The sequence below is a fragment of the Microvirga thermotolerans genome, from assembly GCF_009363855.1.
GTDB classification, from domain to species: domain Bacteria; phylum Pseudomonadota; class Alphaproteobacteria; order Rhizobiales; family Beijerinckiaceae; genus Microvirga; species Microvirga thermotolerans.
Map to the genome: position 1 here is coordinate 869,202 of NZ_CP045423.1, position 24,241 is coordinate 893,442.

Consider the following 24,241-nt stretch of genomic DNA (forward strand, 5'->3'; position numbering starts at 1 on the left):
CGGGACAGCTACGCCATAACGAAAACGGGGCCGTCTTGCGAGGCCCCGTTTCTGGAATCGGATTGAGGCGAAAGCCTGGAAGCTTACTCCGCCGCCTGCCGGGTCGCGCCGAACTTCGGGTCGAGCTCGCCGGAGGCGTAGCGCTTGGCCATCTCGGCCAGGGTGAAGACGCGCTTGATCTTGGAGGCCTGTCCGGCGGTGTTGAACTCCTGCAGGCGCTGCTTGCAGAGCCTGGTCATCGCCTCCATGGCGGGCTTCAGGTACTTGCGCGGGTCGAACTCGCCGGGGTTCTCGGACAGGACCTTGCGGATCTGGCCGGTCATGGCCATGCGGTTGTCCGTGTCGATGTTGATCTTGCGGACGCCGTGCTTGATGCCGCGCTGGATCTCCTCCACCGGCACGCCCCAGGTCGGCTTCATCTGGCCGCCGTACTTGTTGATGATGTCCTGGAGCTCCTGCGGCACGGAGGAGGAGCCGTGCATCACGAGGTGGGTGTTCGGGAGCTTCTTGTGGATCTCCTCGATCACGTGCATGGCGAGGATGTCGCCGTCCGGCTTGCGGGTGAACTTGTAGGCCCCGTGGGAGGTGCCCATGGCGATGGCGAGCGCGTCGACCTTGGTCTCGGCCACGAACTTCACGGCCTCGTCCGGGTTCGTCAGCAGCTGGTCGTGCGAGAGCTTGCCCTCGGCCCCGTGGCCGTCCTCCTTGTCGCCCATGCCGGTCTCGAGGGAGCCGAGCACGCCGAGCTCGCCCTCCACCGAGATGCCGCCGAGATGGGCCATCTCGACCACCTTCTTGGTGACGCCCACGTTGTAGTCCCAGTCGCCCGGGGTCTTGCCGTCCGCCTTGAGGGACCCGTCCATCATCACCGAGGTGAAGCCGGCCTGGATCGCGGTCATGCAGGTGGCGGGCTCGTTGCCGTGGTCGAGATGCACGCAGACCGGGATGTGCGGATAGATCTCCGTGACCGCGTCCATCATGTGCTTGAGCATGACGTCGTGGGCATAGGCGCGCGCGCCGCGGCTCGCCTGGATGATCACCGGCGCGTCGACCTCGTTGGCCGCGGCCATGATGGCGAGCGCCTGCTCCATGTTGTTGATGTTGAAGGCAGGCACGCCGTAGTCGTGCTCGGCGGCGTGGTCCAGAAGCTGCCTCAAGGTAATGCGCGCCATTTCTTCCTCCTGGTTGGGCGCGCCACCAAAGCGCGCCGAAGCTGAACCTTGGCTTAAGCTCTCAGAGCCTCAACGCCGGGCAGCGTCTTTCCTTCGAGCCATTCGAGGAAGGCGCCGCCTGCGGTGGATACATAGGTGAAGCTTTCCGCAACGCCAGCGTGGTTCAGGGCCGCCACCGTATCGCCGCCGCCGGCCACGGAAACGAGCTTGCCGGCCCTGGTGCGCTCCGCCGCGTGGCGGGCGGCGGCCACCGTGCCCTGGTCGAAGGGCGCGATCTCGAAGGCGCCGAGCGGGCCGTTCCAGACCAGGGTCCTGGCGTCGTTGATGGCCGCGTTGATCCGCTCCACGGACTGGGAGCCCACGTCGAGGATCATCTGGTCCTCGGGGATCGCGTCGATGCCGTAGGTATGGTTGCGCGCGCCTGCCTTGAACTCGTAGGCGCAGACGCCGTCCACCGGCAGGATGATGGCGCAGTTGGAGTCGCGCGCCTTCTCGATGATCCGCATCGCCGTGCCGGCGAGGTCCTTCTCCGCCAGCGACTTGCCCACGTTCAGGCCCGTGGCGTGCAGGAAGGTGTTCGCCATGCCGCCGCCGATCACCAGGGCGTCGACCTTGGTGACGAGGTTCTCGAGCAGGTCGATCTTGGTCGAGACCTTCGCCCCGCCGACGATGGCGACGACCGGGCGCTGGGGCGCCTCCAGGCCCTTGGTGAGGGCGTCGAGCTCCGCCTGCATGGTGCGGCCCGCATAGGCAGGCAGCACGTGCGCGAGCCCCTCCGTCGAGGCGTGGGCGCGGTGGGCCGCCGAGAAGGCGTCGTTGACGTAGAGGTCGCCGAGCTTCGCCAGCGCCGCCACGAAGTCCCTGTCGTTCTTCTCCTCGCCCGCGTGGAAGCGGGTGTTCTCGAGGAGCAGCACGCCGCCGTCCTTCAGGGCGGCGACGGCCTTCTCCGCCGCCTCGCCGATGCAGTCGTCGGCGAAGGCGACGGGCCTGCCCAGGTGCTGCGCGACCGCCTCCGCGACCGGCCTCAGGGAGTCCTTGGGATCGCGCCCCTTCGGGCGCCCGAAATGGGCGAGAAGGACCACCCTCCCGCCCTTGTCGGCGATCTCCTGGATGGTGGGCAGGACGCGCTCGATGCGCGTCGCGTCCGTCACGCGCCCGTTCTCCATGGGGACGTTGAGGTCCACCCGGACGAGAACGCGCTTACCCTTGACGTCGGCTTGGTCGAGCGTGCGGAAGGCGGTCATTGCTTGTCAGCCCTGCTTCAGAGGTTCTGTTCGGAAGGCGATCACCCAAAGAAAGATGACCGCGACAGGAGGGAAGAAGGCCAGGATGGAAAGGTACTTCGAAATCCCGGCCTGTGGGAGAAGCCGCCAGAACGCAACGACGTTCACGACGAACACCAGCAGGATCAGCAGGTGCCAGACGCTCACTCCTCCCATGCCGGCTCTCCTCAGATGAGCTTCGCCAGGGCCACGGCGGTGTCCGCCATGCGGTTCGAGAAGCCCCACTCGTTGTCGTACCAGGACAGGACGCGCACGAAGTTGCCCTCCATGACCTTGGTCTGGTCGAGGTGGAACACGGAGGAGTGCGGGTCGTGGTTGAAGTCCGACGAGACGTTGGGCTGGTTCGTGACGCCGAGGATGCCCTTCAGCTCTTGGCTCGCCGCGCGCTTGATCGCCTCGTTGATCTCCTCCTTCGTCGTCGCCTTCTTGGCGACGAACTTGAAGTCGACCACGGAGACGTTCGGGGTCGGCACGCGGATCGACGAGCCGTCGAGCTTGCCGTTGAGCTCGGGCAGGACGAGGCCCACCGCCTTGGCGGCCCCGGTCGAGGTCGGGATCATGTTCAGACCCGCCGCGCGGGCGCGGTAGAGGTCCTTGTGCATCTGGTCGAGGGTGGGCTGATCGTTCGTGTAGGAGTGGATCGTCGTCATGAAGCCCTTCTCGATGCCGACCGCGTCGTGCAGCACCTTGGCGACCGGCGCGAGGCAGTTCGTGGTGCAGGAGGCGTTCGAGATGACGACATGGTCCTTCGTCAGCTTGTCGTGGTTGACGCCGTAGACCACCGTGAGGTCGGCGCCGTCGGCCGGAGCCGAGACGATGACGCGCTTGGCGCCCGCGGCCAGATGCGCGGAGGCCTTCTCCTTCGAGGTGAAGATGCCCGTGCATTCGAGGGCGATGTCGACGCCGAGCTCCTTGTGCGGCAGGGTCGCGGGATCCTTGATCGCCGTGACCTTGATCTTCCGGCCGTCGATGACGAGGAACTCGCCGTCGACCTTCACCTCCGCCGGGAAGCGGCCGTGAACGGAGTCGAAGCGGAGCAGGTGGGCGTTGGTCTCGACCGGGCCGAGATCGTTGATGGCGACCACCTCAATGTCCTTGCGGCCGCTCTCCACGATGGCGCGGAGGATGTTGCGTCCGATGCGACCGAACCCGTTGATCGCGACCTTCACCGTCATAGCCTTAGCTCCCTTATGCGTTGGCTTGGAAGTTTCGAAAGCCTTAGAGATTGTGTGTTCTCAGGATGTGCTCCGCAACGGCCTCGGCGGTGATGCCGAAGTGCCTGTAGAGCTCCTTGTACGGCGCGCTGGCGCCGAAGCCCTGCATGCCGACGAAGATGCCGTCCGGGCCGATCACGGAATCCCAGCCGAAGCGGACGGCGGCCTCGACGGCGACCTTGACCGGCGCGTCCCCGACGATGCGGGCGCGGACTTTCTCGGGCTGCGCGAGGAAAAGGTCGAGCGAGGGCACCGAGACAACGCGCACGGCGAAGCTTTGTTCGGCGAGAATGTTCTGCGCGGCGAGGGCGATCTCCACCTCGCTGCCGGAGGCGAAGATCGTGGCGCGGGCCTTGCCTTGCGCCGGCGAGAGCTCGTAGGCGCCGGTGGCGCAGAGATTCCCGTTCCCGGCCTCCCTGCGGATCTGCGGCAGGTTCTGGCGGGTCAGCGCCAGCACGGTCGGACCGTCCGTGCGCTCGAGCGCCAGCTGCCAGCACTCCGCCGTCTCGACCGCGTCGGCGGGGCGGAACACGCGCATCTTCGGCATGGCGCGCAGGGCGGCCAGGTGCTCCACCGGCTGGTGGGTCGGCCCGTCCTCGCCGAGGCCGATGGAGTCGTGGGTCATCACGTAGACCGCGGGAATCCCCGAGAGCGCCGCGATGCGCATGGCGGGCCGCGCATAGTCGGTGAAGACCAGGAACGTGGCGCCGGCGGGCACCAGGCCGCCGTGCAGCGCGATGCCGTTCATGGCCGCCGCCATGCCGTGCTCGCGGATGCCGTAGTGGATGTAGCGGCCCGCATACTGGCCGGGCGCGATGGCCGTGAGGTTCTTGGTCTTGGTGTTGTTGGAGGGGGTCAGGTCGGCGGAGCCAAGGACCAGCTCCGGCACGGCCTCGGTCAGGACCTCGAGGGCGATCTCGCTCGCCTTGCGGGTCGCGACGGCCTGCGGCTCGGCGACGAGCCGCTCCTTGAGCCTGGCGACGGCCTCCGCGATGCCCTGCGGGCGCACGCCCTTCATGCGGCGCTCGAACTCGGCGCGCTTCTCGGCCGGGAGCGCCTTCAGGCGCTCGGCCCAGGCCTTGCGCAGGCGGCGGCCCCTCTTGCCGGCCTTGGCCCAGGCGGCGCGGATGGTCTCGGGAATCTCGAAGGGCGCGTGGTCCCAGCCCAGGGCCTTCTTCGCCCCGGCCAGTTCCTCCGCGCCCAGCGGCTCCCCGTGGGCCTTGGAGGTGCCCGCCTTCTTGGGGGCGCCGAAGCCGATGGTGGTCCGGCACGCGATCAGGGTCGGCCGGTCCGACTTCTGCGCGCGGGCGATGGCGCGCTGGAGCGCCTTCGGATCGTGGCCGTCGACGCGCACCGCGTTCCATCCGCAGGCCTGGAAGCGCTTCACCTGATCGACGGAATCGGAGAGGGAGAGGGGGCCGTCGATGGAGATGCCGTTGTCGTCGAAGAGGACGATGAGGCGGTTCAGCCTCAGGTGGCCGGCGAGGGCGATGGCCTCCTGGCTGATGCCCTCCATCAGGTCGCCGTCGGAGGCAAGCACGTAGGTGCGGTGATCGACGAGATCGTCGCCATACTCCGCGTTGAGCATGCGCTCGGCGAGCGCCATGCCCACCGCCGTGGCGATGCCCTGGCCGAGCGGGCCCGTCGTCGTCTCCACGCCCGGGGTCATGAAGTTCTCAGGGTGGCCCGGGGTCTTCGAATCGAGCTGGCGGAAGCGCTTGAGCTCGTCGAGGGTCATGTCCTTGACCCCCGTGAGGTGGAGCAGGGCGTAGAGCAGCATGGAGCCGTGGCCGGCGGAGAGCACGAAGCGGTCGCGGTCGGGCCAGGACGGATCGGCGGCGTCGTACTTCAGGAACTTCGTGAACAGCACGGTCGCCATGTCGGCCGCCCCCATGGGCAGGCCGGGATGGCCGGACTTGGCTTTCTCCACGGCATCCATGGCGAGAACGCGAACGGCGTTCGCCAGATCGGAATGGGTGACGCGATCGGCGGAAACGGTCTGGGGCACGGCTTGATCCACAAAATCCTGACGGCGGCCCTCGGCGCGGGGCCCAGCCTATCGAAAGAGCGTCGGCTCCTTAACACGGGGGAGGGGCGAGTCAAAGGCTCCTCAAGGGCTCCCGGCCCCGAAATTCCCCTGCGGCCGTTGCCCACCGGCGGCCCTGGCCGTACTGTCGGAGGCGATTCCCGGAGGCGCGATGACCCCCCTTCTCGACGATGCGCTCAAACGGCTCGACGTGGCCCTGGGGCTGCTCGAGGCCGCCCTCTCCCGCCGCCTCGAGGCGGAGCGGCGGCGCGGCGATCTCGAGACCGAGCTCCAGCTCATGCAGGACGACCGGGCCCGGCTCGCCGTGGAGCTCGACGGCGCGCTGACGCGCCTCCACCGCTACGAGGCCGCCGCCGACGACGTGAGCCGCCGGGTCCGCCAGGCCATCGGCTCGATCCAGGCGGTCCTGGTCCAGGCCGGCCAGCTCGAACCGGAGGAGGGATGACATGCCCCAGGTCGCGGTGACCATCGCCGGGCGCACGTACCGGATCGCCTGCGGGGAGGGGGAGGAGGCCCACCTGGAGGCCCTGGCGGCCGCCCTCGACGGGAAGATCGCGGAGATGCGGGCCACCTTCGGCGAGATCGGCGACATGCGCCTGCACGTCATGGCCGCCATCACCATCGCGGACGAGCTGCACGAGGCGAGGCGGAGGCTCGCGGCGGCCGAGGCCGAGCTGGCGGAGCTCAGGCGCTTCGCGTCCCAGGGCGACGAGCGCGTCCAGGCCGTCGAGGCCCGGCTGGCCGAGGGCGTCCTCCGGGCGGCGGAGCGGATCGAGCACCTGGCGCGGAGCCTGAGCGCGCCGGGCCAGGGGTAGCCGGTGGTCGCGCAGAGGAGCCGGCTTCCCGAACTTTCCCCCTTCCCCCGGGCCGCGTTCGCCCCTACATAGGGTAGGCGGGGCTGCGGGGCGCGTCAGGAGTTCATTTCCCCGGGGCCTTATCGATCCTGAAGGGAGCTGTCCCTGACCCGGTCCGTGGACCGGGACACACGGCGCCCACCTACTTTGTAGGTTCCCGGGATCGCTTCTCCGACGGCTTTTGTGGCTCCGCACTTCATGGCTTCCCTTCCCCTTTCCGAGCGCAAGGAGCGGCTCCGCCGCGAGGCGTTCGCCGTGCGCGACGGCCTCGACGAAGCCTTCCGCCGCGAGGCCGACCGCCGCATCGCGGGCCGCGCGCTCACCCTCGATTCCCTGAAGTCCGCCAATCCCGTCGGCGCCTACTGGCCGATCCGCAGCGAGGTGGACCCGCGGCCGCTCATGGAGGCCCTCGTCGCCCGCGGCCAGGACGTCGCCCTGTCCCAGGTGGTCCACCCGCACCTGAGCTTCCGCCTCTGGCGGCCCGGGGACGTGCTCGTGAAGGGCGGCTTCGGCGTGCAGGAGCCCGGCCCCGACGCGCCGGAGGTCTTCCCCGCGGCGCTCCTGGTGCCCCTCCTGGCGTTCGACCGGCGCGGCGGGCGCATCGGCTACGGCAAGGGGCACTTCGATCGCGCCATCGCGGCCCTCGAGGGCAGGCATCCCATCTTGACGGTGGGCCTCGCCTATGCGGTTCAGGAGATCGGCGAGGTCCCGGTCGAGCCCCACGACCGGCTCCTCGACATCGTCGTGACCGAAAACGAGATCGTCCGGACGCAGCCCGTCCGCGCGGCCACCTGAGGATCATCCATGCGTCTTCTCTTTCTCGGCGACGTGGTCGGGCGTTCCGGCCGCAATGCGGTCATCGAGCGCCTGCCCGCCCTGCGGGACCGCTGGCGGCTCGATTTCGTCGCCATCAACGGGGAGAACGCCGCCGGCGGCTTCGGCATCACCGAGGCGATCTGCGACGAGCTGATCCAGGCGGGAGCCGACGCGGTGACGCTCGGCAACCACAGCTGGGACCAGCGGGAGACCCTGGTGTTCATCGAGCGCCAGCCGCGGCTCCTGCGGCCGGTGAACTACCCGCCCGGCACGCCGGGGCGGGGGGCGAACCTCATCGAGACCGCGGCCGGCCAGCGGGTGCTCGTGGTCAACGTCATGGGCCGCCTCTTCATGGACGCCCTCGACGACCCCTTCGCCGCCGTCGACCGGGAACTCGACGCCTGTCCCCTGGCCCGGGTCGCAGACGCGGTCGTCGTCGACGTGCATGCGGAGGCGACGAGCGAGAAGGAGGCCATGGGCCATTACCTCGACGGCCGCGCCAGCCTGGTCGTGGGCACCCACACCCATGTCCCCACGGCGGATCACCGGGTGCTCGCCGGCGGCACCGCCTACATGTCGGACGCGGGCATGTGCGGCGACTACGATTCCGTCCTCGGAATGCAGAAGGAGGAGTCGATCCGCCGCTTCCTCCAGAAGACGCCCGGGCCGCGGATGGAGCCGGGGCTCGGGGAGGCGACCCTGTCGGGCATCGCGGTCGAAACCGACGACCGGACCGGCCTCGCGGTGCGCGTGGCGGCCCTCAGGCTCGGCCCCCATCTCGAGGAAAGCTGGCCGCGCTTCTGGGACTGACGGCGGCGGCCCCGCTCCCGCGCCCTTGGTTTGCCGCAAAACGTGCCCATCTGTCTCCGGACGGAGACGACAGTGGACGCCGAGAACAAGCAGACCTTTCAGACCGCCCGCGACGGGATGCGCGGGAACGGCACCGCCCCCGAGGCGGCGGAGCACAGGAGCGTTTCGGCGGTCCTGCGGGCCGTGATCGACCGGGCGCAGGGCGAAACCATCACCATCGGCGAGATCATCGATGCCTTCGGGGAGCGCGCCTTCGGCTTCGTGCTGATCCTGTTCAGCCTGCCCAACTGCGTGCCTGCGCCCCCCGGCATCGCCGGCGTCGTGGGGACGCCGGTGCTCATCTTCGGCATCCAGATGATGCTGGGCCACCGGCACCCCTGGCTGCCCGGCTTCGTCAAGCGCCGCAGCGTCACGGTGTCGAAGTTCCGGCGGCTCATCGACGTGGCCGAGCCGAAGCTGCGCTGGGTGGAGAGCTACTGCAAGCCGCGGGTCCCCCAGCTCTTCAACGTCGTGGGGGACCGAATGGTGGGCCTCTTCGCCGTCCTGGTCGCGCTGTCCGTGCTGATCCCGTTCCCCGGCACCAACTTCCCGCCCTCCATCGCCCTGGTCGTCGTCTCCATCGCCGTGATGGAGGAGGACGGGTACCTTCTCAGCCTCGGCTATCTCATCGGCCTCGCCGGGCTCGCCTATACCGCGACGGTCCTCGGGGCCTCCTATCACCTGATCCGGGCCGGGCTCGCGAGCTGGTTCGGGATCTAGAACAAAGAGTGGCCGGGGGCTTTGCCTCGCGCCTCTGGGCGTTTTATAAGCCCGCTGTCGTCAACATCCGCGGCCTGACGGGCCCTTGAACGCCAAGGCGCTTTCGGCCGCGACCTGCGGAGGCCCTATGGCCGGACATTCACAGTTCAAGAACATCATGCATCGCAAGGGGCGCCAGGATGCGATGCGCTCCAAGCTGTTCTCCAAGCTCGCCCGCGAGATCACCGTGGCCGCCAAGATGGGCGCGCCCGATCCCAACATGAACCCCCGCCTGCGCGCCGCGATCCTCGCCGCCCGGGCCGAGAACATGCCCAAGGACAACATCCAGCGGGCCATCAACAAGGCCGCGGGCAACGACGGGGAGAACTACGAGGAGATCCGCTACGAGGGCTACGGGCCCGGCGGGGCGGCGATTATCGTCGAGGCCATGACCGACAACCGCAACCGCACGGCCTCCGACATCCGCTCCTATTTCACGAAGAGCGGCGGAAACCTGGCGGAGACCGGGGCGGTCTCCTTCATGTTCGACCGGGTGGGGCTCGTGGAGTTCGGGCCCGAGGTGGCCGGGGCCGACGCCATGCTCGAGGCCGCCATCGAGGCCGGGGCGGACGACGTGGTCTCCACCGAGAACGGCCACGAGATCTACTGCGACCAGGCCGCCCTCAACGAGGTGACGAAGGCGCTGGAGGAGAGGTTCGGGGAGCCGAAGGCCTCCAAGCTGGTCTGGAAGCCGCAGAACCCGGTCGCCGTCGACGACGAGGCCGGCGAGAAGCTCATGAAGCTCATGGAGGCCCTCGAGGAGCACGACGACGTGCAGAACGTCTACGGCAACTTCGAGCTCTCCGACGCGCTCATGCAGAAGATGGCGGGGTAGGAGTCGGAACCAGTCGCTCCCTTCCCCCTGGGGGAGGAGGGGCATGCCGAACCAGTCGGCTGGTCTTGAGGACAATCATGGAACGCGTCCGCATCCTCGGCCTCGACCCCGGCCTGCGCAACACGGGGTGGGGCGTCATCACCGTCGAGGGGACGAAGCTCTCCTACGTGGCCTGCGGGGTCGTGACCTCCGACGGGGATCTCGACCTGGCCCTGCGCCTCAAGCAGCTCCACGACCGCCTGACGGAGGTCGTCCGCGCCTGGACCCCCGACGAGGTCGCGGTGGAGGAGACCTTCGTCAACAAGGACGCACAGGCGACCCTCAAGCTCGGCCAGGCCCGCGCCATGTCCCTCCTGGTGCCGGCCCTGCACGGGCTGCCCGTCGCGGAATACGGCGCCAACCAGGTGAAGAAGACCGTGGTGGGCGTGGGCCACGCCGAGAAGGATCAGGTCCAGGCCATGGTGAAGATCCTGCTGCCCAAGGCCGAGTTCAAGAAGGCCGACGCGGCGGACGCGCTGGCCATCGCCATCGCCCATGCGCACCACCGGAAAGCGCGCGCTTTGGCGGCGAGCCTTTAATTTGTTACAGAACACCACTGTCATTCCGGGGCGGCGCAGCCGAGCCCGGAAGCCATAAATGCCGCCATTGCCGAACAAAGGGCCGTCAGTGGTTATGGATCCCCGCCCTCGCGGGGACGACGAAGGAGGGGATGAGAACGTGATCGGCAAGCTCAAGGGCGTGGTGGATTCCTACGGCGAGGACTTCGTCATCATCGACGTGCACGGGGTCGGCTACGTGGTCCATTGCTCCTCCCGCACGCTCCAGAACCTGCCGCCCCAGGGCGAGGCGGCGGTGCTTTCCATCGAAACCCTGGTCCGCGAGGACATGATCCGCCTCTTCGGCTTCCGCTCGGACGCGGAGCGGGAATGGTTCCGCCTGCTCCAGACCGTGCAGGGGGTGGGCTCCAAGGTGGCGCTCGGTATCCTCTCGGTGCTCGATCCGGGCGCCCTCGCCACCGCCATCGCCACCGGCGACAAGGCCGCCGTGGCGCGCGGCCCCGGAGTCGGACCCAAGCTCGCGGCGCGCATCGTGGCGGAGCTCAAGGACAAGGCTCCCGCCTTCGCCGCCGTGGATCCGGCCCTGATCCGCCTCACCGGGGCCGTGGAGGACAAGAGCGCGCCCGTGCCGGTCTCGGACGCGATCTCCGCCCTCGTCAACCTCGGCTATCCCCAGGCCCAGGCCTCGGCTGCCGTCGCCGCCGCCCTCAAGCAGGCGGGCGAGGAGGCGGAGGCCAAGACCCTGATCCGGTTGGGCTTGAGGGAGCTGGCGCGGTGAGGCGGGCCGCGACCGATCGCCGTTCCTGTTTTGATCCCGTGCAAAATGGCGTATGTGAAGGGGAAGCTCCACTGAACATACTGCCGGAAGGTAACTCTCCTTGACCGATTCCCGCCGCCTGCTCAGCCCCGAAAAGCGCGAGGACGACGTCGACGCGTCGATCCGGCCGCTCTCGCTCGCCGATTTCACGGGCCAGGCCGCCGCGCGGGCGAACCTCCAGGTCTTCATCAACGCGGCCAAGAGCCGGGGCGACGCGCTGGACCACGTGCTCTTCGTCGGCCCGCCGGGGCTGGGCAAGACCACGCTGGCGCAGATCGTCGCCCGGGAGCTCGGCGTGAACTTCCGCTCGACCTCGGGGCCCGTCATCGCGAAGGCGGGCGACCTGGCGGCGCAGCTCACCAACCTGGAAGAGCGCGACGTGCTCTTCATCGACGAGATCCACCGCCTCAACCCGGCGGTGGAGGAGATCCTCTATCCCGCCATGGAGGACTACCAGCTCGACCTCATCATCGGCGAGGGCCCCGCCGCGCGCTCGGTGAAGATCGAGCTGCCGAAGTTCACGCTCGTGGGCGCCACCACCCGCGCGGGCCTGCTGACGACGCCCCTGCGCGACCGCTTCGGCATCCCGATCCGCCTCGAGTTCTACACGGTGGAGGAGCTCGAGCTCATCGTCCGGCGCGGGGCGCGGGTGCTCGGCCTCGGCATGAGCGAGGACGGCGCCAACGAGATCGCCCGCCGGTCCCGCGGCACGCCGCGCATCGCGGGCCGGCTGCTTCGCCGCGTGCGCGACTTCGCCATCGTGGAGGGGGCTCCCACGGTCACGCGCGAGCTGGCCGACAAGGCCCTGCGCCTCCTGGACGTGGATCCCATCGGTCTCGACCTGATGGACCGCAAGTATCTCACGACGATCGCCGGCTCGTTCGGCGGCGGGCCGGTCGGCATCGAGACCATCGCCGCGGCGCTGTCCGAGCCCCGCGACGCCATCGAGGAGATCATCGAGCCCTACCTCATTCAGAAGGGCTTCGTGCAGCGCACCCCGCGCGGGCGCATCCTCACCCCCCACGCCTTCAGGCATCTCGGCCTGCCCGAGCCGGTGAGGGAAACCGCCGCGCAGTACGGGCTGTTCAACGGGGACGACGATGAATGAGAAGCGCGACCGGTTTCCCTCCCCCCTGCAAGGAGGGAGGGGGCAGGCCGGTTCTCACCTCTCCGGCTTCATGCAGGACGGCGCGCACGTTCTTCCCATCCGCGTCTACTACGAGGACACGGATTTTTCCGCCCGCGTCTATCACGCCAGCTATCTGCGGTTCATGGAGCGCGGACGCACCGAGCTCCTCCGGGCGGCGGAGGTGGCGCAGTCGGACCTCCATGCGGAAATGGGTGGGCTCGCCTTCGTCGTCCGCAGGATGACGATCGATTTCCTCGGCGCTGCCGTCATGGACGACGTGCTGGCCGTCGTCACGCGCCCGAGGGAGATGCGCGGCGCCTCCATGACGCTCTCCCAGGAGGTCCGCCGGGGCGAGGACGTGCTCGTCACCGCCGAGGTGACCGTCGCCGCCGTCCGCAACGGGCGGGCCGTGCGGATCCCCGATCACCTGCGGGCTGCCCTTGCCGGGCAGGGTTAGACGAAGGGTCGCACTCCGGTGGGAGGGGCCGCGGAAATCCCTCCCGATCCCCCTTAAACCAAGCCTTAACCTTGATCTGTGCTTAACATGTAACGGGTCGGGAAGATCGGCACCCCTTGGGCGCGCGCCCTTATTTTCGACAGATTCGGGGGCGAACGAACAATGATACGCACAAGATTTTCCTACGAACGCGGCGAGCCCGGTTCCGGGCCGCTCGAAGAGCGGGGACGCGAACAATGAATCCGGCGGATGTGGCCCAGGCGGTCCCTGTGGCCCACGACATGTCTCTTTTCGGCCTGTTCTGGCAGGCCCACCTCATCGTCAAGCTCGTGATGCTGGGCCTCCTCGGCGCCTCGATCTGGTGCTGGGCGATCATCATCGACAAGACCCTGCTCTACGCCCGCACCAAGCGCGCCATGGACCGGTTCGAGGAGGTGTTCTGGTCGGGCCAGTCCCTGGAGGAGCTGTTCCGCTCGCTCCAGAGCCGCCCGGCGACGGGGCTCGCGGCCGTGTTCGTCGCCGCCATGCGCGAGTGGAAGCGCTCCTTCGAGGGCTCCGGGCGCTCCTTCCAGAGCCTGTCCCAGCGCATCGACAAGGTTCTCGACGTCACGATCCAGCGGGAGGTCGAGCGGCTCGACTCCAAGCTGACGGTGCTCGCCTCCATCGGCTCGGCCGGCCCCTATATCGGCCTCTTCGGCACGGTGGTCGGCATCATGAACTCCTTCACCTCCATCGCCGCCTCCAAGAACACCAGCCTCGCGGTGGTGGCCCCGGGCATCGCGGAGGCGCTGTTCGCCACCGCCATCGGCCTCTTCGCCGCCATCCCGGCGGTGCTCGCCTACAACAAGCTGCAGAGCGAGGTGGGCAAGCTGCAGTCGCGGCTGGAGGGCTTCGCCGACGAGTTCTCCGCCATCCTCTCGCGCCAGATCGACGAGCGCCTCGCGCTCGCGGCCTGAGGAGGACGGGGCATGGCATCCACGGCAGGCATGGCCAGCGGGGCCCGGGGCGGCTCCCGCCGCCGGCGGCGGGCCCATCGCGGCGGCGCCATGAACGAGATCAACATGACGCCGTTCATCGACGTCATGCTGGTGCTGCTCATCATCTTCATGGTGGCCGCGCCCATGATGACGGCGGGCGTACCCATCGACCTTCCCCAGACGAAGGCGGCGCCCCTCAACATGGACGCCAAGCCGGTGACGCTGTCCATCAAGGCGTCGGGCCAGGTGTTCATGGGCGAGACGGAGCTGTCCGACGACGCCATCGTCGGCAAGCTCGCGGAGGTCGCCAAGGGCGGCTTCGACGAGCGCATCTTCGTGCGCGGCGACAGGAAGGTCGATTACGGCCGCGTCGCCCAGATCATGTCCATCGTCACGGGCGCCGGCTACAAGCGGGTCGCGCTCGTCACGGAGCCGGACCAGCGCTGAGGCGAGAGGGTAGGGGCGAGACCGTGGCGTTGAAGCTCAAGTTCAACTCCTCAGAGCCGGGCCTGTGGGTCTCGGGCGCCACGCATGCGGCGCTCCTGGCCGCGGCGCTGTTCGGCATCTCCATCGCCCGCGAACTTCCCGAAGCGCAGGAGGGCATCCCGGTCGAGGTCATCACCGACAACCAGTTCTCGCAGGTCACCAAGGGCGAGAAGACCGCCAAGACGGTGCTGCCGCAGCCCAAGCCCCGCGCCGAGCGGGTGGCGGAGAAGACCGAGCTGCGCGATCCCGGCGAGGACAAGCGCGACGCGCCCGCGCCGCCCAAGCGGCCGGAGGAGATGAAGGTGGCGGACAAGGAGGAGCCCGTCACGGCCCAGCCCCCGCCGCCGCCTCCGCCGCCGAAACCCGCCCAGGCTCAGGCCGAGGAGAAGGCCAAGGCCCTCGAGGAGGAGAAGAAGCTCGCCGAGGCCAAGGCCGAGGCGGAAGCGATCGAGCGCGCCAGGGCCGCCGAGAAGGCGAAGGCCGAGGCCGAAGCGAAAGCCAAGGCGGAAGCGGAGGCGAAAGCCCAGGCCGAGGCCAGGAAGCTCGCGGAGGCCAAGGCGAAGGCGGAGGCTGAAGCCAGGGCCAAGGCGGAAGCCGAGGCGAAGAAGCTCGCGGAAGCGAAGGCGAAGGCCGAAGCGGAGGCCAAGGCCCGCAAGGAGGCCCAGCTCGCCAAGAAGCTCGACATGGGCGACATCCGGCAGTTCCTGGAGAACAAGGAGCGGCACCAGTCCACCGGCGCGACCGGCCAGGAGGTCCAGAAGACCGCCTCCCTCGGCACCGCGACGGGATCGGCGGCGAAGCTCAGCCCGAGCATGCGCGACTCGCTCATGGGGCTTCTGCGCGAGCAGATCGAGCGTTGCTACAATGCACCGATCAGCGCCACCGGGGGCGACGTCACGCCCCCGGTTCTGGACATCCGTCTCAACCAGGACGGATCCCTGGCCAGGGATCCGACCGTCCTGCGCAGCGGCGGCGCCTCTACCGACCGTGCCGTTGCCGATGCGGCGCTGCGTGCCGTCCGGCGCTGTGCGCCCTATCGCGTTCCGGCCCAATACGCCCCGTACTACTCCGACTGGAAGATCCTGAACGTCGAGTTCACCCCAACCTGATCTGAAGCTCACACCGCTTGAGACATATCCTCATGATCAACCGCTTGCTGTCCCGTCTTCTCATCGCGCTCGCCCTCGTCGTGCCGATGATAGCCATCGCTCCCGCCGCTTTCGCGCAGCTCACCTTCCGCGTCGGCCCGGGCGGGCAGTTCCAGCCCATGCCCATCGCCATCGCCGACTTCGCGGGCGAGGGGGATCTCGGCCAGCGGGTCTCGGGCATCATCTCCAACAACCTGCAGCGCTCGGGCTACTTCGCGCCCCTCGACCGTTCGCGCTTCCCCGAGCGCCCGGCCTTCGACGTGGCGCCGCGCTTCGAGGCGTGGAAGCTCGCGGGCGCGCAGGCGCTCGTCACGGGCCGCGTGACCCGCGACCCGTCGGGACGCCTCAAGGCCGAGTTCCGCCTCTGGGACGTGGACACGGGCCAGCAGCTCACCGGCCAGCAATACGTGACGGATCCCAATTTCTGGCGCCGCGTCGGCCACATCATCTCGGACGCGGTCTATACCAAGCTCACCGGCTTCGGCGGCTTCTTCGACACGCGCATCGTGTTCGTGGACGAGTCCGGCCCGAAGGAGAACCGCCGCAAGCGGCTCGCCATCATGGACCAGGACGGCGCCAACGTGCGCTACCTCACCCAGGGCGACAGCCTCGTCGTGACGCCGCGCTATTCGCCCGCCTCGCAGGACATCACCTACATGTCCCAGGTCGAGGGGCAGCAGCCGCGCGTGCAGGTGATCAACCTGGAGACCGGCTCCCGCCAGGTGGTCGGCAACTTCCCCGACATGACCTCGAGCCCGCGCTTCTCCCCCGACGGGCAGCGCATCGTCATGAGCCTGCAGCAGGGCGGCAACGCCAACATCTTCATGATGGACCTGAACACCCGGGCCACCACGCGGCTGACCTCCACCGCCGCCATCGACACCTCGCCGTCCTTCTCCCCCGACGGCACGCAGATCGTGTTCGAGAGCGATCGCGGCGGGCAGCAGCAGATCTACGCCATGAACGCCGACGGCTCGAACCAGCGCCGCATCTCCTTCGGCGACGGTTCCTATTCGCAGCCCGCCTGGTCCCCGCGGGGCGACTACATCGCCTTCACCAAGCGCCGGGCCGGCGGCTTCGCCATCGGCATCATGAAGCCGGACGGCTCGGGCGAGCGCATCCTGACGGAGGGCTTCCACAACGAGAGCCCGACCTGGGCGCCCAACGGCCAGTACATCCTGTTCTTCCGCGATCCCGGCGGGCAGGCGGGCGGCAAGCTCTACATGGTGGACATCACCGGGCGGGTGGAGCAGCCGGTGCCGACCCCCTCCTACGCCTCCGACCCGGCCTGGTCGCCGCTCCTGAGCGAGAACCGCGCGCAGAACTGAGGCGCATCCGCGTCCGCTCCATGGACATGGAAGAGGCTGCCGCCTGAGGCGGCAGCCTCGCGTCCCGAACGCGCCGAAGCCGGGCGGATGCCTCAGGCGCCGCGGGGCATGGCGGAGGCGCCGGGCGTCTCGTCCTTGCGGCTCTTGAGCTTGAAGGCGAGGACGAGGAGGGTGATGCCGAACACCATCGCATAGGCGCCGAGCCACCAGGTGAGCACCACCGCGCCGACGAGGGGGGCGACCAGCAGCGCGATGCCGAACAGCACCGAGACGATGCCGCTGAAGATCAGCCAGCCGCGCCCGTAGGCCGGGTTCAGCTTGAAGGCGGCCACGATCTCGAGAACGCCCGTGATCAGCGACCACACCGCCATGAGGGTGACGAAGAACACCACCGTCAGCCCCGGCCAGACGAAGGCGATGACGCCGACGAGAATGTCGACGATGCCCTCCAGCACCAGGAGACCCCAGCGCTGGTGATGGGACGCGGCCCGGACGGCCGCCACGATGCTGAAGACGCCGTCCACCAGCATGTAGGCCGAGAAGAACAGCACCAGGGACAGGATCGTCGCCCCGGGCAGGAAAAGGGCGACGAGGGCGAAGAGAATGGCGAAGACCCCGCGCAGGGCCACCGCCCACCAGTTCTGCGCCAGGAGGGCGCTCATCGCCTCGGCGCGGTCGAAGGATCCGTAGGATGGTGAAGAGCCGCCTGCCATGATGACCTCCTCTGGCGTTCCAGGCACGCCACCATGCCTGACCTCGGGTTAGGTATCCCGTCCAACGCTCAAGCTTGGAGAAGGGTTTCATTCCTTCCTGTGGGCCTCGCGCTCGGCGGAGGCGACCGCCTCCTGCGCGATGGCCAGCCTGCGGCGGCGCTCGAGCTTGCGGCGCCGCACGCGGATGCGCCATTTGAGCCGGAAGGCCCGGATCATAAGCGCCAGGCCGAGCCAGGTCAGCCCGGCCACGAGGGGTAGTACGATCAGGGCCGGAAGCAGGGCCACGACGAGAGCGACGGCGAGCAGGGCGGCGCCGATGACGGCGATGCTGCTCGCCTCCGTCGCCGTGAGGGACCGCCCGCTCACGGAATTCCCGATGCGGCTGCCGATGGCGAGCGCCCCGGCGGTCAGGCGCCGCACGCCGCCTCTCCGGGGCCGCTGCAGGCGGCGGGAGCGCATCTTCTGGGTCTGCCTGCGGCGGGTCAGGAGGCCAGGGACGATCTCCGTCGCGTTGGCGAGATCCTCGAGGTACATCTCCTCCATGGCCCGGGCGACGCCGGGGTCCTCCACCACCACGTCGAGCTCCCAGTTGGTCGCCCAGCTCGCCAGGTTGAGGTTGGTGGAGCCCACCCGCGCCCAGCGGCCGTCCGCCACGGCGGTCTTGGCGTGGAGCATGGAGCCGTTCCATTCGAAGATGCGGATGCCCGCCTCGACCAGGGAGCGGTAGCCCGCCCGGACGACCGGCTGCAGCACGGTCACGTCGCTGGTGCCGGGCACGAGGAGCCGCACGTCCACCCCGTCCCGGGCGGCCTCGGCCAGCGCCTGGACATAGGAGGTGGTCGGGACGAAGTAGGCGTCCGTCAGCCAGAGATTGCGCTGGGCGGTCGCCGCGACGAACTGGTCGAAGCGGTAGGTCCGGAACATGCCCGGCTGACCGCAGATCACCCGGGCGGCCACGGGCCCGGCCTCCGGGACCGGCTGCAGGCCTTCGCGCTCGCTCCGCTCCAGGGGGGCTCCCGCCCTGGCCCAGCTGTCCGCAAAGGCGGCGTCGAGATCCGCGACCACCGGGCCTTCCAGCATCAGGCCCGTGTCGCGCCAGGGTTCGGTGCCGTCCGCCCCTTCCCAGGAATTGGAGACGCACAGGCCGGCCACGAAACCCTTGCGCCCGTCCACGGTGATGACCTTGCGGTGGTTGCGCCGGATGAAGAAGGGGTTCGTCAGGCGCGGCGGGTTGAAGACCCGCACCTCCACCCCCGCCCGCCGCAGGCGATTCCAGAAGCCCGGCAGCGCCCGCCAGGAGGAGCCGAGCCAGTCGTAGAGGACCCGCACCTTCACTCCGGCCCGCGCCCGTTCCATGAGCGCTTCCGCGAAGATCCGGCCGACCGCGTCGTCGGCGATGATGAAGTTCTCGAAATGCACGACCCGCCGGGCGCCGCGGATCGCCTCGAGCCAGGCGGGATAGTTCTCTCCCGCATCCTTCAGGAGAGCCACGGCGTTCCCCCGCCGCAGGTCGCTGTCGGCGATGCGGGCGAAGGCGCGCTCCAGCCGGGGGTCCAGAGGAGGCTGCGGCGGTATCGGCTCGGCTTGTCTCAAGGGCGTGAAGGGCGTGACCGACGAACTCATGACACCTTAACGCACGAAAGGGCCGAACGGCCCTCTCCGTTCCGCGGGGACGTGCCGGCGCATCGGGCCTGCGGCTGCCCGCGCGCCACCTCTTTGCCGCATTTACTCCTAATTAACGCTAAGCCCAGGTTTCCCGACCCGGATTCGATTCACCTTAATCCCGCCCCCCGCCGCCGGAGCGACGGAACCCTCCCTTAACCATCGCCCGATATAGATCACACAACGTTCGGCAGACGTATGTGTAAGGAGTATTGCCAATGATGACGTTGCGCGCCGTCAAGTTCGCCGCTGCCATCGTCCTCGCCCTCGGGGCGGCGGCGTGTTCGTCCAACAAAGATGGAATGGCCGATGCGGCCGGCGGCGGCTTCGGCGCCGGCGGGGCGGCCACCCCCGGCAGCCCCCAGGATTTCGTCGTCAACGTCGGCGACCGCGTGTTCTTCGAGACCGACCAGACCGACCTGACCCCGACCGCCGTCGCCACCCTCGACAAGCAGGCCCAGTGGCTCAACCGCTATCCGAACTACACCTTCATCATCGAGGGCCATGCGGACGAGCGCGGCACCCGCGAATACAACTTCTCCCTCGGCGCCCGCCGCGCCCAGACCGTCCGCGACTATCTGGTGTCCCGCGGCGTCAACGCCTCGCGCCTGCGCACCGTGTCCTACGGCAAGGAGCGCCCGGTTGCGGTGTGCAACGACATCTCCTGCTGGTCGCAGAACCGCCGCGCCGTCACCGTGCTGAACACGGGTGCCGGAGCGTAAGGGCCTGCGAATGACATCTCCCTTCCGATCCGCGAAGGGCCGGACTGCGCCGCCACAATCTCGCCGTGGCGGCGCATTTGTGTTATCGGCACCTTTGTTGCGACTTCCACGGTTATCGAGAATGCTGCGCCGCCTGATCGCCCTTTTCGCCTTCGTGACGGCCCTGGCCGGGCCCGCCGCCGCGCAGGACGCGGCCGAGGCCATCGTGCGCCTCAACCGGCTCGAGAACCAGTTCCGGCAGATGTCCGGCCAGCTGGAGCAGCTCCAGCACGAGAACCAGGTGGTCAAGGAGCAGCTCCGCCGGTTCCAGGAGGACGTCGAGTACCGCTTCCAGGAAGGCCGCGGCGGCAAGGCTCCTCCGGCCGCTACGCCCTCCCGCCCGGCCCCGGCCCCGGCCCAGCCGCAGCGGCGCAGCGACGTGTTCGATCCCTCGGAGGCCCCGGGCGCGCCCGGGGCTCCCCGCCCGCTCGGGACGACGCCCCCTTCCGCGCCGCTGACGGCCGATGCGGGGCAGCCCCTCCCGCTCCCCGGGAACCGGGGAGCCCAGGTTCCGGGCCAGCAGCTTTCCGGGATCGGCGAGCTGATCGAGGAAGAGGAGGGGGCCATGGATGCGGCCCCGCTCGACATCAATCCGAGCGGCCGGACCGCGGCGATTCCCTCCACGGTTCCCGTCCCGCGCGGCCCGAGCGTGGCCGCCACCAGCATCGGGGACCCCCGCGCCGATTTCGAGACGGCCTACGGCTATTTCGCACAGCAGCGGTACGACGACGCCGAGATGGCCTTCCGCCGGTTCCTGCAGTCGAACCCCCGCGACAAGCTGGTCCCGGAGGCTGCCTACTGGCTCGGCGAGACCTACCTCCAGCGCAACCGCTACCGGGAGGCGGCGGAGCAGTTCCTCAACGTCTCGACGGAGCATCCGAACGCCGCCCGCGCCCCCGAGGCGCTCCTGAAGCTCGGCGTCTCCCTCAACGGCCTCGGCGCCCGCGACCGGGCCTGCGCCGTCTTCGCCGAACTCGACCGCAAGTATCCCCAGGCCTCCGCCGCCGTCCGCCAGGCCTCCGAGCGCGAGCAGCGCCGCTCCAAGTGCGGCTGAAGATGTGCGGCCGAAGATCCTCCGCGCCGATGCCGCCCGCCGCGTGACCCGCTCCCCCGCCTTCGCCGACCTCGCCTCCGCCGAACGGCTGGATGTCCTTTTCGCCTCCCTGTCGTCCGCCCGCGCCGTCCTCGCCGCCGTGTCCGGCGGTCCCGACTCGACGGCCCTCATGCATCTCCTGGCTCTCTGGCGCGAGGCCGGAAACCGGCCCCCGGTCCTCGTCGCCACCGTCGATCACGGCCTGCGGCCGGAGGCGGCGCGGGAGGCCGCCTTCGTCGCAGAGGGCGCCGCGCGCCTCGGCCTTCCGCACCGCACCCTGCGCTGGACCGGGCCGAAGCCCGGCACGGGCCTTCAGGAGGCGGCCCGGGACGCCCGCTACGGCCTTCTCGCCCGCCTCGCCCGCGAGGAAGGCGCGACCCATCTCGTCACCGCCCATACCCTGGACGACCAGGCCGAGACGGTCCTCATGCGGCTGGCGCGCGGCTCCGGCCTCACGGGGCTCGGCGGGATGCGCCCCGAGCGGGACCGGGACGGGCTGCGCCATGTCCGCCCGCTCCTCGACTGGCCCAAGCGCGCGCTCCTCGACCTCTGCCGCCGGGAGGGCTGGCCCTATGTGGAGGATCCGTCCAACGCGGACGAACGCTTCGCGCGGGTGCGCTGGCGCCGGCTGATGCCGTCCCTCGCCGCCGAGGGGATGACCGCCGAGCGCCTCGCGCTCCTCGCCCGCCGGGCCCGCCGGGCGGAGGAGGCGCTGGAGGCCAAGGCCGCCGAGGCCCTGGCCCGCGCCCGGCCCGAGTCCGGGGAGGGCGGCCTGGAGCTCGATGCCACCCCTCTCGCCGAGGAGCCCTTCGAGATCGCGCTGCGCTTCTTCGTTCATGCGCTCGGGCAGGCGGGGATGAGGATCGAGAGCGGCCGCCTGCAGCGCCTGGAGGCCTGCACGGACCGGCTCCGGGAGGCCCTGGCGAAAGGGGAGGGACTCCGGGTCAGCATCGCCGGGGCGCTGGTCAGGCTCGATGCGCGGGGCCGCCTCGCCATCGCGCCGGAGCCGCCCCGCCGGCGCGGGCGGACGGAGGTTCATCGAAGGCCCGCATGAGATGCCGCATGGGCGCCGCATTCCCTTGGCAAGGGAGAAAGGGCCGCCTACATTGAGTTTAGCCGCGCGGGGGCAGCTTCGCGCATCATCTCCCTCTGGGGCAGAAACTGATCCGATGAATTCAAATTTCCGCAATTTCGCCTTGTGGGTCGTCATTTTCCTTCTGGTCCTGGCGCTCGTGACGCTGTTCCAGAGCCCGGGCCATCGTGGCGGCAGCGGCGATATTGCCTACAGCCAGCTCCTCAGCGATGCCGATGCCGGCCGCATCTCCAACGTTGTGATCTCCGGTCCGGAGATCAGCGGCACCTACACGGACGGCCGCACCTTCACGACCTACGCGCCCAACGATCCGACCCTGGTGTCGAAGCTGCAGCAGAAGGGCGTGCAGATCACCGCCCGACCGCAATCGGACTCGACCCCCTGGTTCATCGCGGTGCTCATGAACATCCTGCCCATCGCGCTCTTCATCGGCGCCTGGGTGTTCCTGTCGCGCCAGATGCAGAACGGGGCGGGGCGGGCCATGGGCTTCGGCAAGTCCAAGGCCAAGCTTCTCACGGAGGCGCATGGCCGCGTGACCTTCGACGACGTCGCCGGCGTGGACGAGGCCAAGGAGGACCTGCAGGAGATCGTGGAGTTCCTGCGCGATCCGCAGAAGTTCCAGCGCCTCGGCGGCCGCATCCCGCGCGGCGTGCTGCTCGTCGGCCCTCCCGGTACGGGTAAGACTCTGACCGCCCGCGCCGTGGCGGGCGAGGCCAACGTGCCCTTCTTCACCATTTCCGGCTCGGACTTCGTCGAGATGTTCGTGGGCGTCGGCGCCTCGCGCGTCCGCGACATGTTCGACCAGGCCAAGAAGAACGCCCCCTGCATCATCTTCATCGACGAGATCGACGCGGTCGGCCGCCATCGCGGCGCCGGCCTGGGCGGCGGCAATGACGAGCGCGAGCAGACCCTCAACCAGCTCCTGGTGGAGATGGACGGCTTCGAGGCCAACGAGGGCATCATCATCATCGCGGCGACGAACCGCCCCGACGTGCTCGACCCAGCCCTCCTGCGGCCCGGCCGCTTCGACCGACAGATCGTGGTGCCGAACCCGGACGTCACCGGCCGCGAGAAGATCCTGCGCGTCCATGTGCGCAAGGTTCCGCTCGCCCCCGACGTGGACCTGAAGGTCATCGCCCGCGGCACTCCCGGCTTCTCCGGCGCCGACCTGATGAACCTGGTCAACGAGGCGGCCCTGCTGGCGGCCCGCCGCGGCAAGCGCATCGTCACCATGCACGAGTTCGAGGACGCCAAGGACAAGGTAATGATGGGCGCGGAGCGCCGCACCCTGGTCATGACCGACGACGAGAAGCGCCTGACCGCCTATCACGAGGCGGGGCACGCCATCGTCGCCCTCAACGTCCCCGCGACGGATCCGGTGCACAAGGCCACCATCATTCCCCGCGGCCGGGCGCTCGGCATGGTCATGCAGCTTCCCGAGCGCGACAAGCTCTCCATGACCTTCGAGCAGATGACCTCCCGCCTCGCCATCATGATGGGCGGCCGCGTCGCCGAGGAGATGATCTTCGGCAAGGAGAAGGTGACCTCGGGCGCCCAGTCGGACATCGAGCAGGCCACCCGCCTCGCCCGGATGATGGTGACCAAATGGGGCTTCTCCCCCGAGCTGGGCACCGTCGCCTACGGCGAGAACCAGGACGAGGTCTTCCTCGGCATGCAGATGGGCCGGCAGCAGAACGTGTCCGAAGCGACCGCCCAGAAGATCGACTCCGAGGTGCGCCGTCTGGTCGAGGGCGGCCTGGCGGATGCGCGCCGCATCCTGACCGAGAAGCGGAACGACCTCGAAATCCTGGCCAAGGGGCTCCTCGAATACGAGACCCTCACCGGCGACGAGATCCGCAACCTTCTCGACGGGCAGCCGCCGATCCGCGACACGGCGGACACGGTCTCCTCCAGCCGCGGCTCGGCCGTGCCGACCGCCGGCCGGGGCCGCCCGCGGGAGAGCGACGGCGGCATGGAGCCTCAGCCCCAGGTCTGACCCGACCCGAGGTCGGGCCTGACCCTCAAGTCCGCCTGACCTTTTGGAAGCACTCCCTAAGAACGGAAACGCCCGCCATGAGCGGGCGTTTTTTCGTGAGCCCAACAAGTTTAAGAGTGGGAAGGAGCCGGTTGCGTTCTGCATTGTAACAATTGCTTATCACTTGTGATGGCCTGCTGGGCGCGAAAGCCTTGA

General features: G+C 69.2%; 25 protein-coding genes and 1 other RNA gene. 19 read left to right on the forward strand and 7 right to left on the reverse strand.

All coding sequences use genetic code 11. The features are described from left to right. Positions 1 to 83: 83 nt before the first annotated feature. Genes fba through tkt form a run of 5 tightly spaced genes read right to left on the reverse strand, consistent with a single transcriptional unit; the run spans position 84 to position 5,608 of the window. A complete protein-coding gene (fba, locus tag GDR74_RS04055; RefSeq protein WP_152585102.1) occupies positions 84 to 1,172 on the reverse strand; it encodes a class II fructose-bisphosphate aldolase in 1,089 nt (362 codons plus the stop codon). 53 nt (positions 1,173 to 1,225) lie between these two features. Then, a complete protein-coding gene (locus GDR74_RS04060) occupies positions 1,226 to 2,416 on the reverse strand; it encodes a phosphoglycerate kinase (protein ID WP_152585103.1) in 1,191 nt (396 codons plus the stop codon). A 6-nt stretch (positions 2,417 to 2,422) separates the two neighbouring features. After that, a complete protein-coding gene (locus GDR74_RS04065) occupies positions 2,423 to 2,611 on the reverse strand; it encodes a Sec-independent protein translocase family protein (protein WP_152585104.1) in 189 nt (62 codons plus the stop codon). Between the two features lie 11 nt (positions 2,612 to 2,622). Next, entirely contained in the window at positions 2,623 to 3,630 is a 1,008-nt protein-coding gene (gene gap, locus GDR74_RS04070) for a type I glyceraldehyde-3-phosphate dehydrogenase (protein WP_152585105.1), read from the reverse strand. Positions 3,631 to 3,673: 43 nt separating this feature from the next. After that, positions 3,674 to 5,608 (reverse strand): transketolase, encoded by a 1,935-nt coding sequence (tkt, locus tag GDR74_RS04075; protein ID WP_246180066.1) that lies wholly within the window; start codon positions 5,606 to 5,608, stop codon positions 3,674 to 3,676. 259 nt (positions 5,609 to 5,867) lie between these two features. Here tkt and GDR74_RS04080 point away from each other — a divergent pair, with 259 nt between their 5' ends. From GDR74_RS04080 to tolB, 15 genes are all read left to right on the forward strand, one after another. After that, on the forward strand, positions 5,868 to 6,161 hold the full coding sequence (locus GDR74_RS04080; RefSeq protein WP_152585107.1) for a DUF4164 domain-containing protein: 294 nt from the start codon (positions 5,868 to 5,870) through the stop codon (positions 6,159 to 6,161). 1 nt (position 6,162) lies between these two features. Next, positions 6,163 to 6,531, forward strand: a complete 369-nt coding sequence (locus GDR74_RS04085) for a cell division protein ZapA (RefSeq protein ID WP_152585108.1) — start codon at positions 6,163 to 6,165, stop codon at positions 6,529 to 6,531. A gap of 77 nt (positions 6,532 to 6,608) precedes the next feature. Continuing rightward, positions 6,609 to 6,764: non-coding RNA, 6S RNA (ssrS, locus tag GDR74_RS04090), on the forward strand. A 4-nt stretch (positions 6,765 to 6,768) separates the two neighbouring features. Further along, entirely contained in the window at positions 6,769 to 7,365 is a 597-nt protein-coding gene (locus tag GDR74_RS04095) for a 5-formyltetrahydrofolate cyclo-ligase (protein ID WP_152585109.1), read from the forward strand. A gap of 9 nt (positions 7,366 to 7,374) precedes the next feature. Then, positions 7,375 to 8,196 (forward strand): TIGR00282 family metallophosphoesterase, encoded by an 822-nt coding sequence (locus GDR74_RS04100; protein ID WP_152585110.1) that lies wholly within the window; start codon positions 7,375 to 7,377, stop codon positions 8,194 to 8,196. Positions 8,197 to 8,268: 72 nt separating this feature from the next. After that, a complete protein-coding gene (locus tag GDR74_RS04105; RefSeq protein WP_152585111.1) occupies positions 8,269 to 8,955 on the forward strand; it encodes an exopolysaccharide biosynthesis protein in 687 nt (228 codons plus the stop codon). A 127-nt stretch (positions 8,956 to 9,082) separates the two neighbouring features. Continuing rightward, a complete protein-coding gene (locus GDR74_RS04110) occupies positions 9,083 to 9,829 on the forward strand; it encodes a YebC/PmpR family DNA-binding transcriptional regulator (protein WP_152585112.1) in 747 nt (248 codons plus the stop codon). Between the two features lie 74 nt (positions 9,830 to 9,903). Continuing rightward, positions 9,904 to 10,407: a crossover junction endodeoxyribonuclease RuvC gene (ruvC, locus tag GDR74_RS04115; RefSeq protein WP_194164693.1), complete on the forward strand. Its 504-nt coding sequence runs from the start codon at positions 9,904 to 9,906 to the stop codon at positions 10,405 to 10,407. A 139-nt stretch (positions 10,408 to 10,546) separates the two neighbouring features. Next, on the forward strand, positions 10,547 to 11,164 hold the full coding sequence (ruvA, locus tag GDR74_RS04120) for a Holliday junction branch migration protein RuvA (protein ID WP_152585114.1): 618 nt from the start codon (positions 10,547 to 10,549) through the stop codon (positions 11,162 to 11,164). Between the two features lie 100 nt (positions 11,165 to 11,264). Further along, positions 11,265 to 12,311: a Holliday junction branch migration DNA helicase RuvB gene (ruvB, locus tag GDR74_RS04125; protein ID WP_152585115.1), complete on the forward strand. Its 1,047-nt coding sequence runs from the start codon at positions 11,265 to 11,267 to the stop codon at positions 12,309 to 12,311. A gap of 70 nt (positions 12,312 to 12,381) precedes the next feature. Continuing rightward, positions 12,382 to 12,789: a tol-pal system-associated acyl-CoA thioesterase gene (gene ybgC, locus GDR74_RS04130; protein WP_246180074.1), complete on the forward strand. Its 408-nt coding sequence runs from the start codon at positions 12,382 to 12,384 to the stop codon at positions 12,787 to 12,789. Between the two features lie 236 nt (positions 12,790 to 13,025). Next, on the forward strand, positions 13,026 to 13,745 hold the full coding sequence (gene tolQ, locus GDR74_RS04135; RefSeq protein ID WP_152585117.1) for a protein TolQ: 720 nt from the start codon (positions 13,026 to 13,028) through the stop codon (positions 13,743 to 13,745). 30 nt (positions 13,746 to 13,775) lie between these two features. Beyond that, positions 13,776 to 14,213 (forward strand): ExbD/TolR family protein, encoded by a 438-nt coding sequence (locus tag GDR74_RS04140; protein ID WP_152587646.1) that lies wholly within the window; start codon positions 13,776 to 13,778, stop codon positions 14,211 to 14,213. 29 nt (positions 14,214 to 14,242) lie between these two features. After that, positions 14,243 to 15,361, forward strand: a complete 1,119-nt coding sequence (gene tolA / locus GDR74_RS04145) for a cell envelope integrity protein TolA (RefSeq protein WP_194164694.1) — start codon at positions 14,243 to 14,245, stop codon at positions 15,359 to 15,361. 32 nt (positions 15,362 to 15,393) lie between these two features. Beyond that, positions 15,394 to 16,728: a Tol-Pal system beta propeller repeat protein TolB gene (gene tolB / locus GDR74_RS04150; RefSeq protein WP_152585119.1), complete on the forward strand. Its 1,335-nt coding sequence runs from the start codon at positions 15,394 to 15,396 to the stop codon at positions 16,726 to 16,728. 92 nt (positions 16,729 to 16,820) lie between these two features. Here the strand turns inward: tolB and GDR74_RS04155 are convergent, their stop codons facing one another. After that, positions 16,821 to 17,441: an HdeD family acid-resistance protein gene (locus tag GDR74_RS04155; RefSeq protein WP_152585120.1), complete on the reverse strand. Its 621-nt coding sequence runs from the start codon at positions 17,439 to 17,441 to the stop codon at positions 16,821 to 16,823. Between the two features lie 87 nt (positions 17,442 to 17,528). After that, positions 17,529 to 19,064, reverse strand: a complete 1,536-nt coding sequence (locus GDR74_RS04160; RefSeq protein ID WP_152585121.1) for a phospholipase D-like domain-containing protein — start codon at positions 19,062 to 19,064, stop codon at positions 17,529 to 17,531. Positions 19,065 to 19,321: 257 nt separating this feature from the next. Here GDR74_RS04160 and pal point away from each other — a divergent pair, with 257 nt between their 5' ends. The 4 genes from pal to ftsH all read left to right on the forward strand — a co-directional run bounded on the left by pal (position 19,322) and on the right by ftsH (position 24,046). Further along, positions 19,322 to 19,825, forward strand: coding sequence for a peptidoglycan-associated lipoprotein Pal (gene pal / locus GDR74_RS04165; RefSeq protein WP_152585122.1), 504 nt, complete (start codon positions 19,322 to 19,324; stop codon positions 19,823 to 19,825). A 121-nt stretch (positions 19,826 to 19,946) separates the two neighbouring features. Then, positions 19,947 to 20,918: a tol-pal system protein YbgF gene (gene ybgF, locus GDR74_RS04170; protein WP_152585123.1), complete on the forward strand. Its 972-nt coding sequence runs from the start codon at positions 19,947 to 19,949 to the stop codon at positions 20,916 to 20,918. A gap of 43 nt (positions 20,919 to 20,961) precedes the next feature. Then, complete coding sequence (tilS, locus tag GDR74_RS04175) at positions 20,962 to 22,011, forward strand: tRNA lysidine(34) synthetase TilS (RefSeq protein ID WP_152587647.1); 1,050 nt, start codon at positions 20,962 to 20,964, stop codon at positions 22,009 to 22,011. A 115-nt stretch (positions 22,012 to 22,126) separates the two neighbouring features. Further along, positions 22,127 to 24,046: an ATP-dependent zinc metalloprotease FtsH gene (ftsH, locus tag GDR74_RS04180; RefSeq protein WP_152585124.1), complete on the forward strand. Its 1,920-nt coding sequence runs from the start codon at positions 22,127 to 22,129 to the stop codon at positions 24,044 to 24,046. The last annotated feature ends 195 nt before the right edge of the window (positions 24,047 to 24,241 follow it).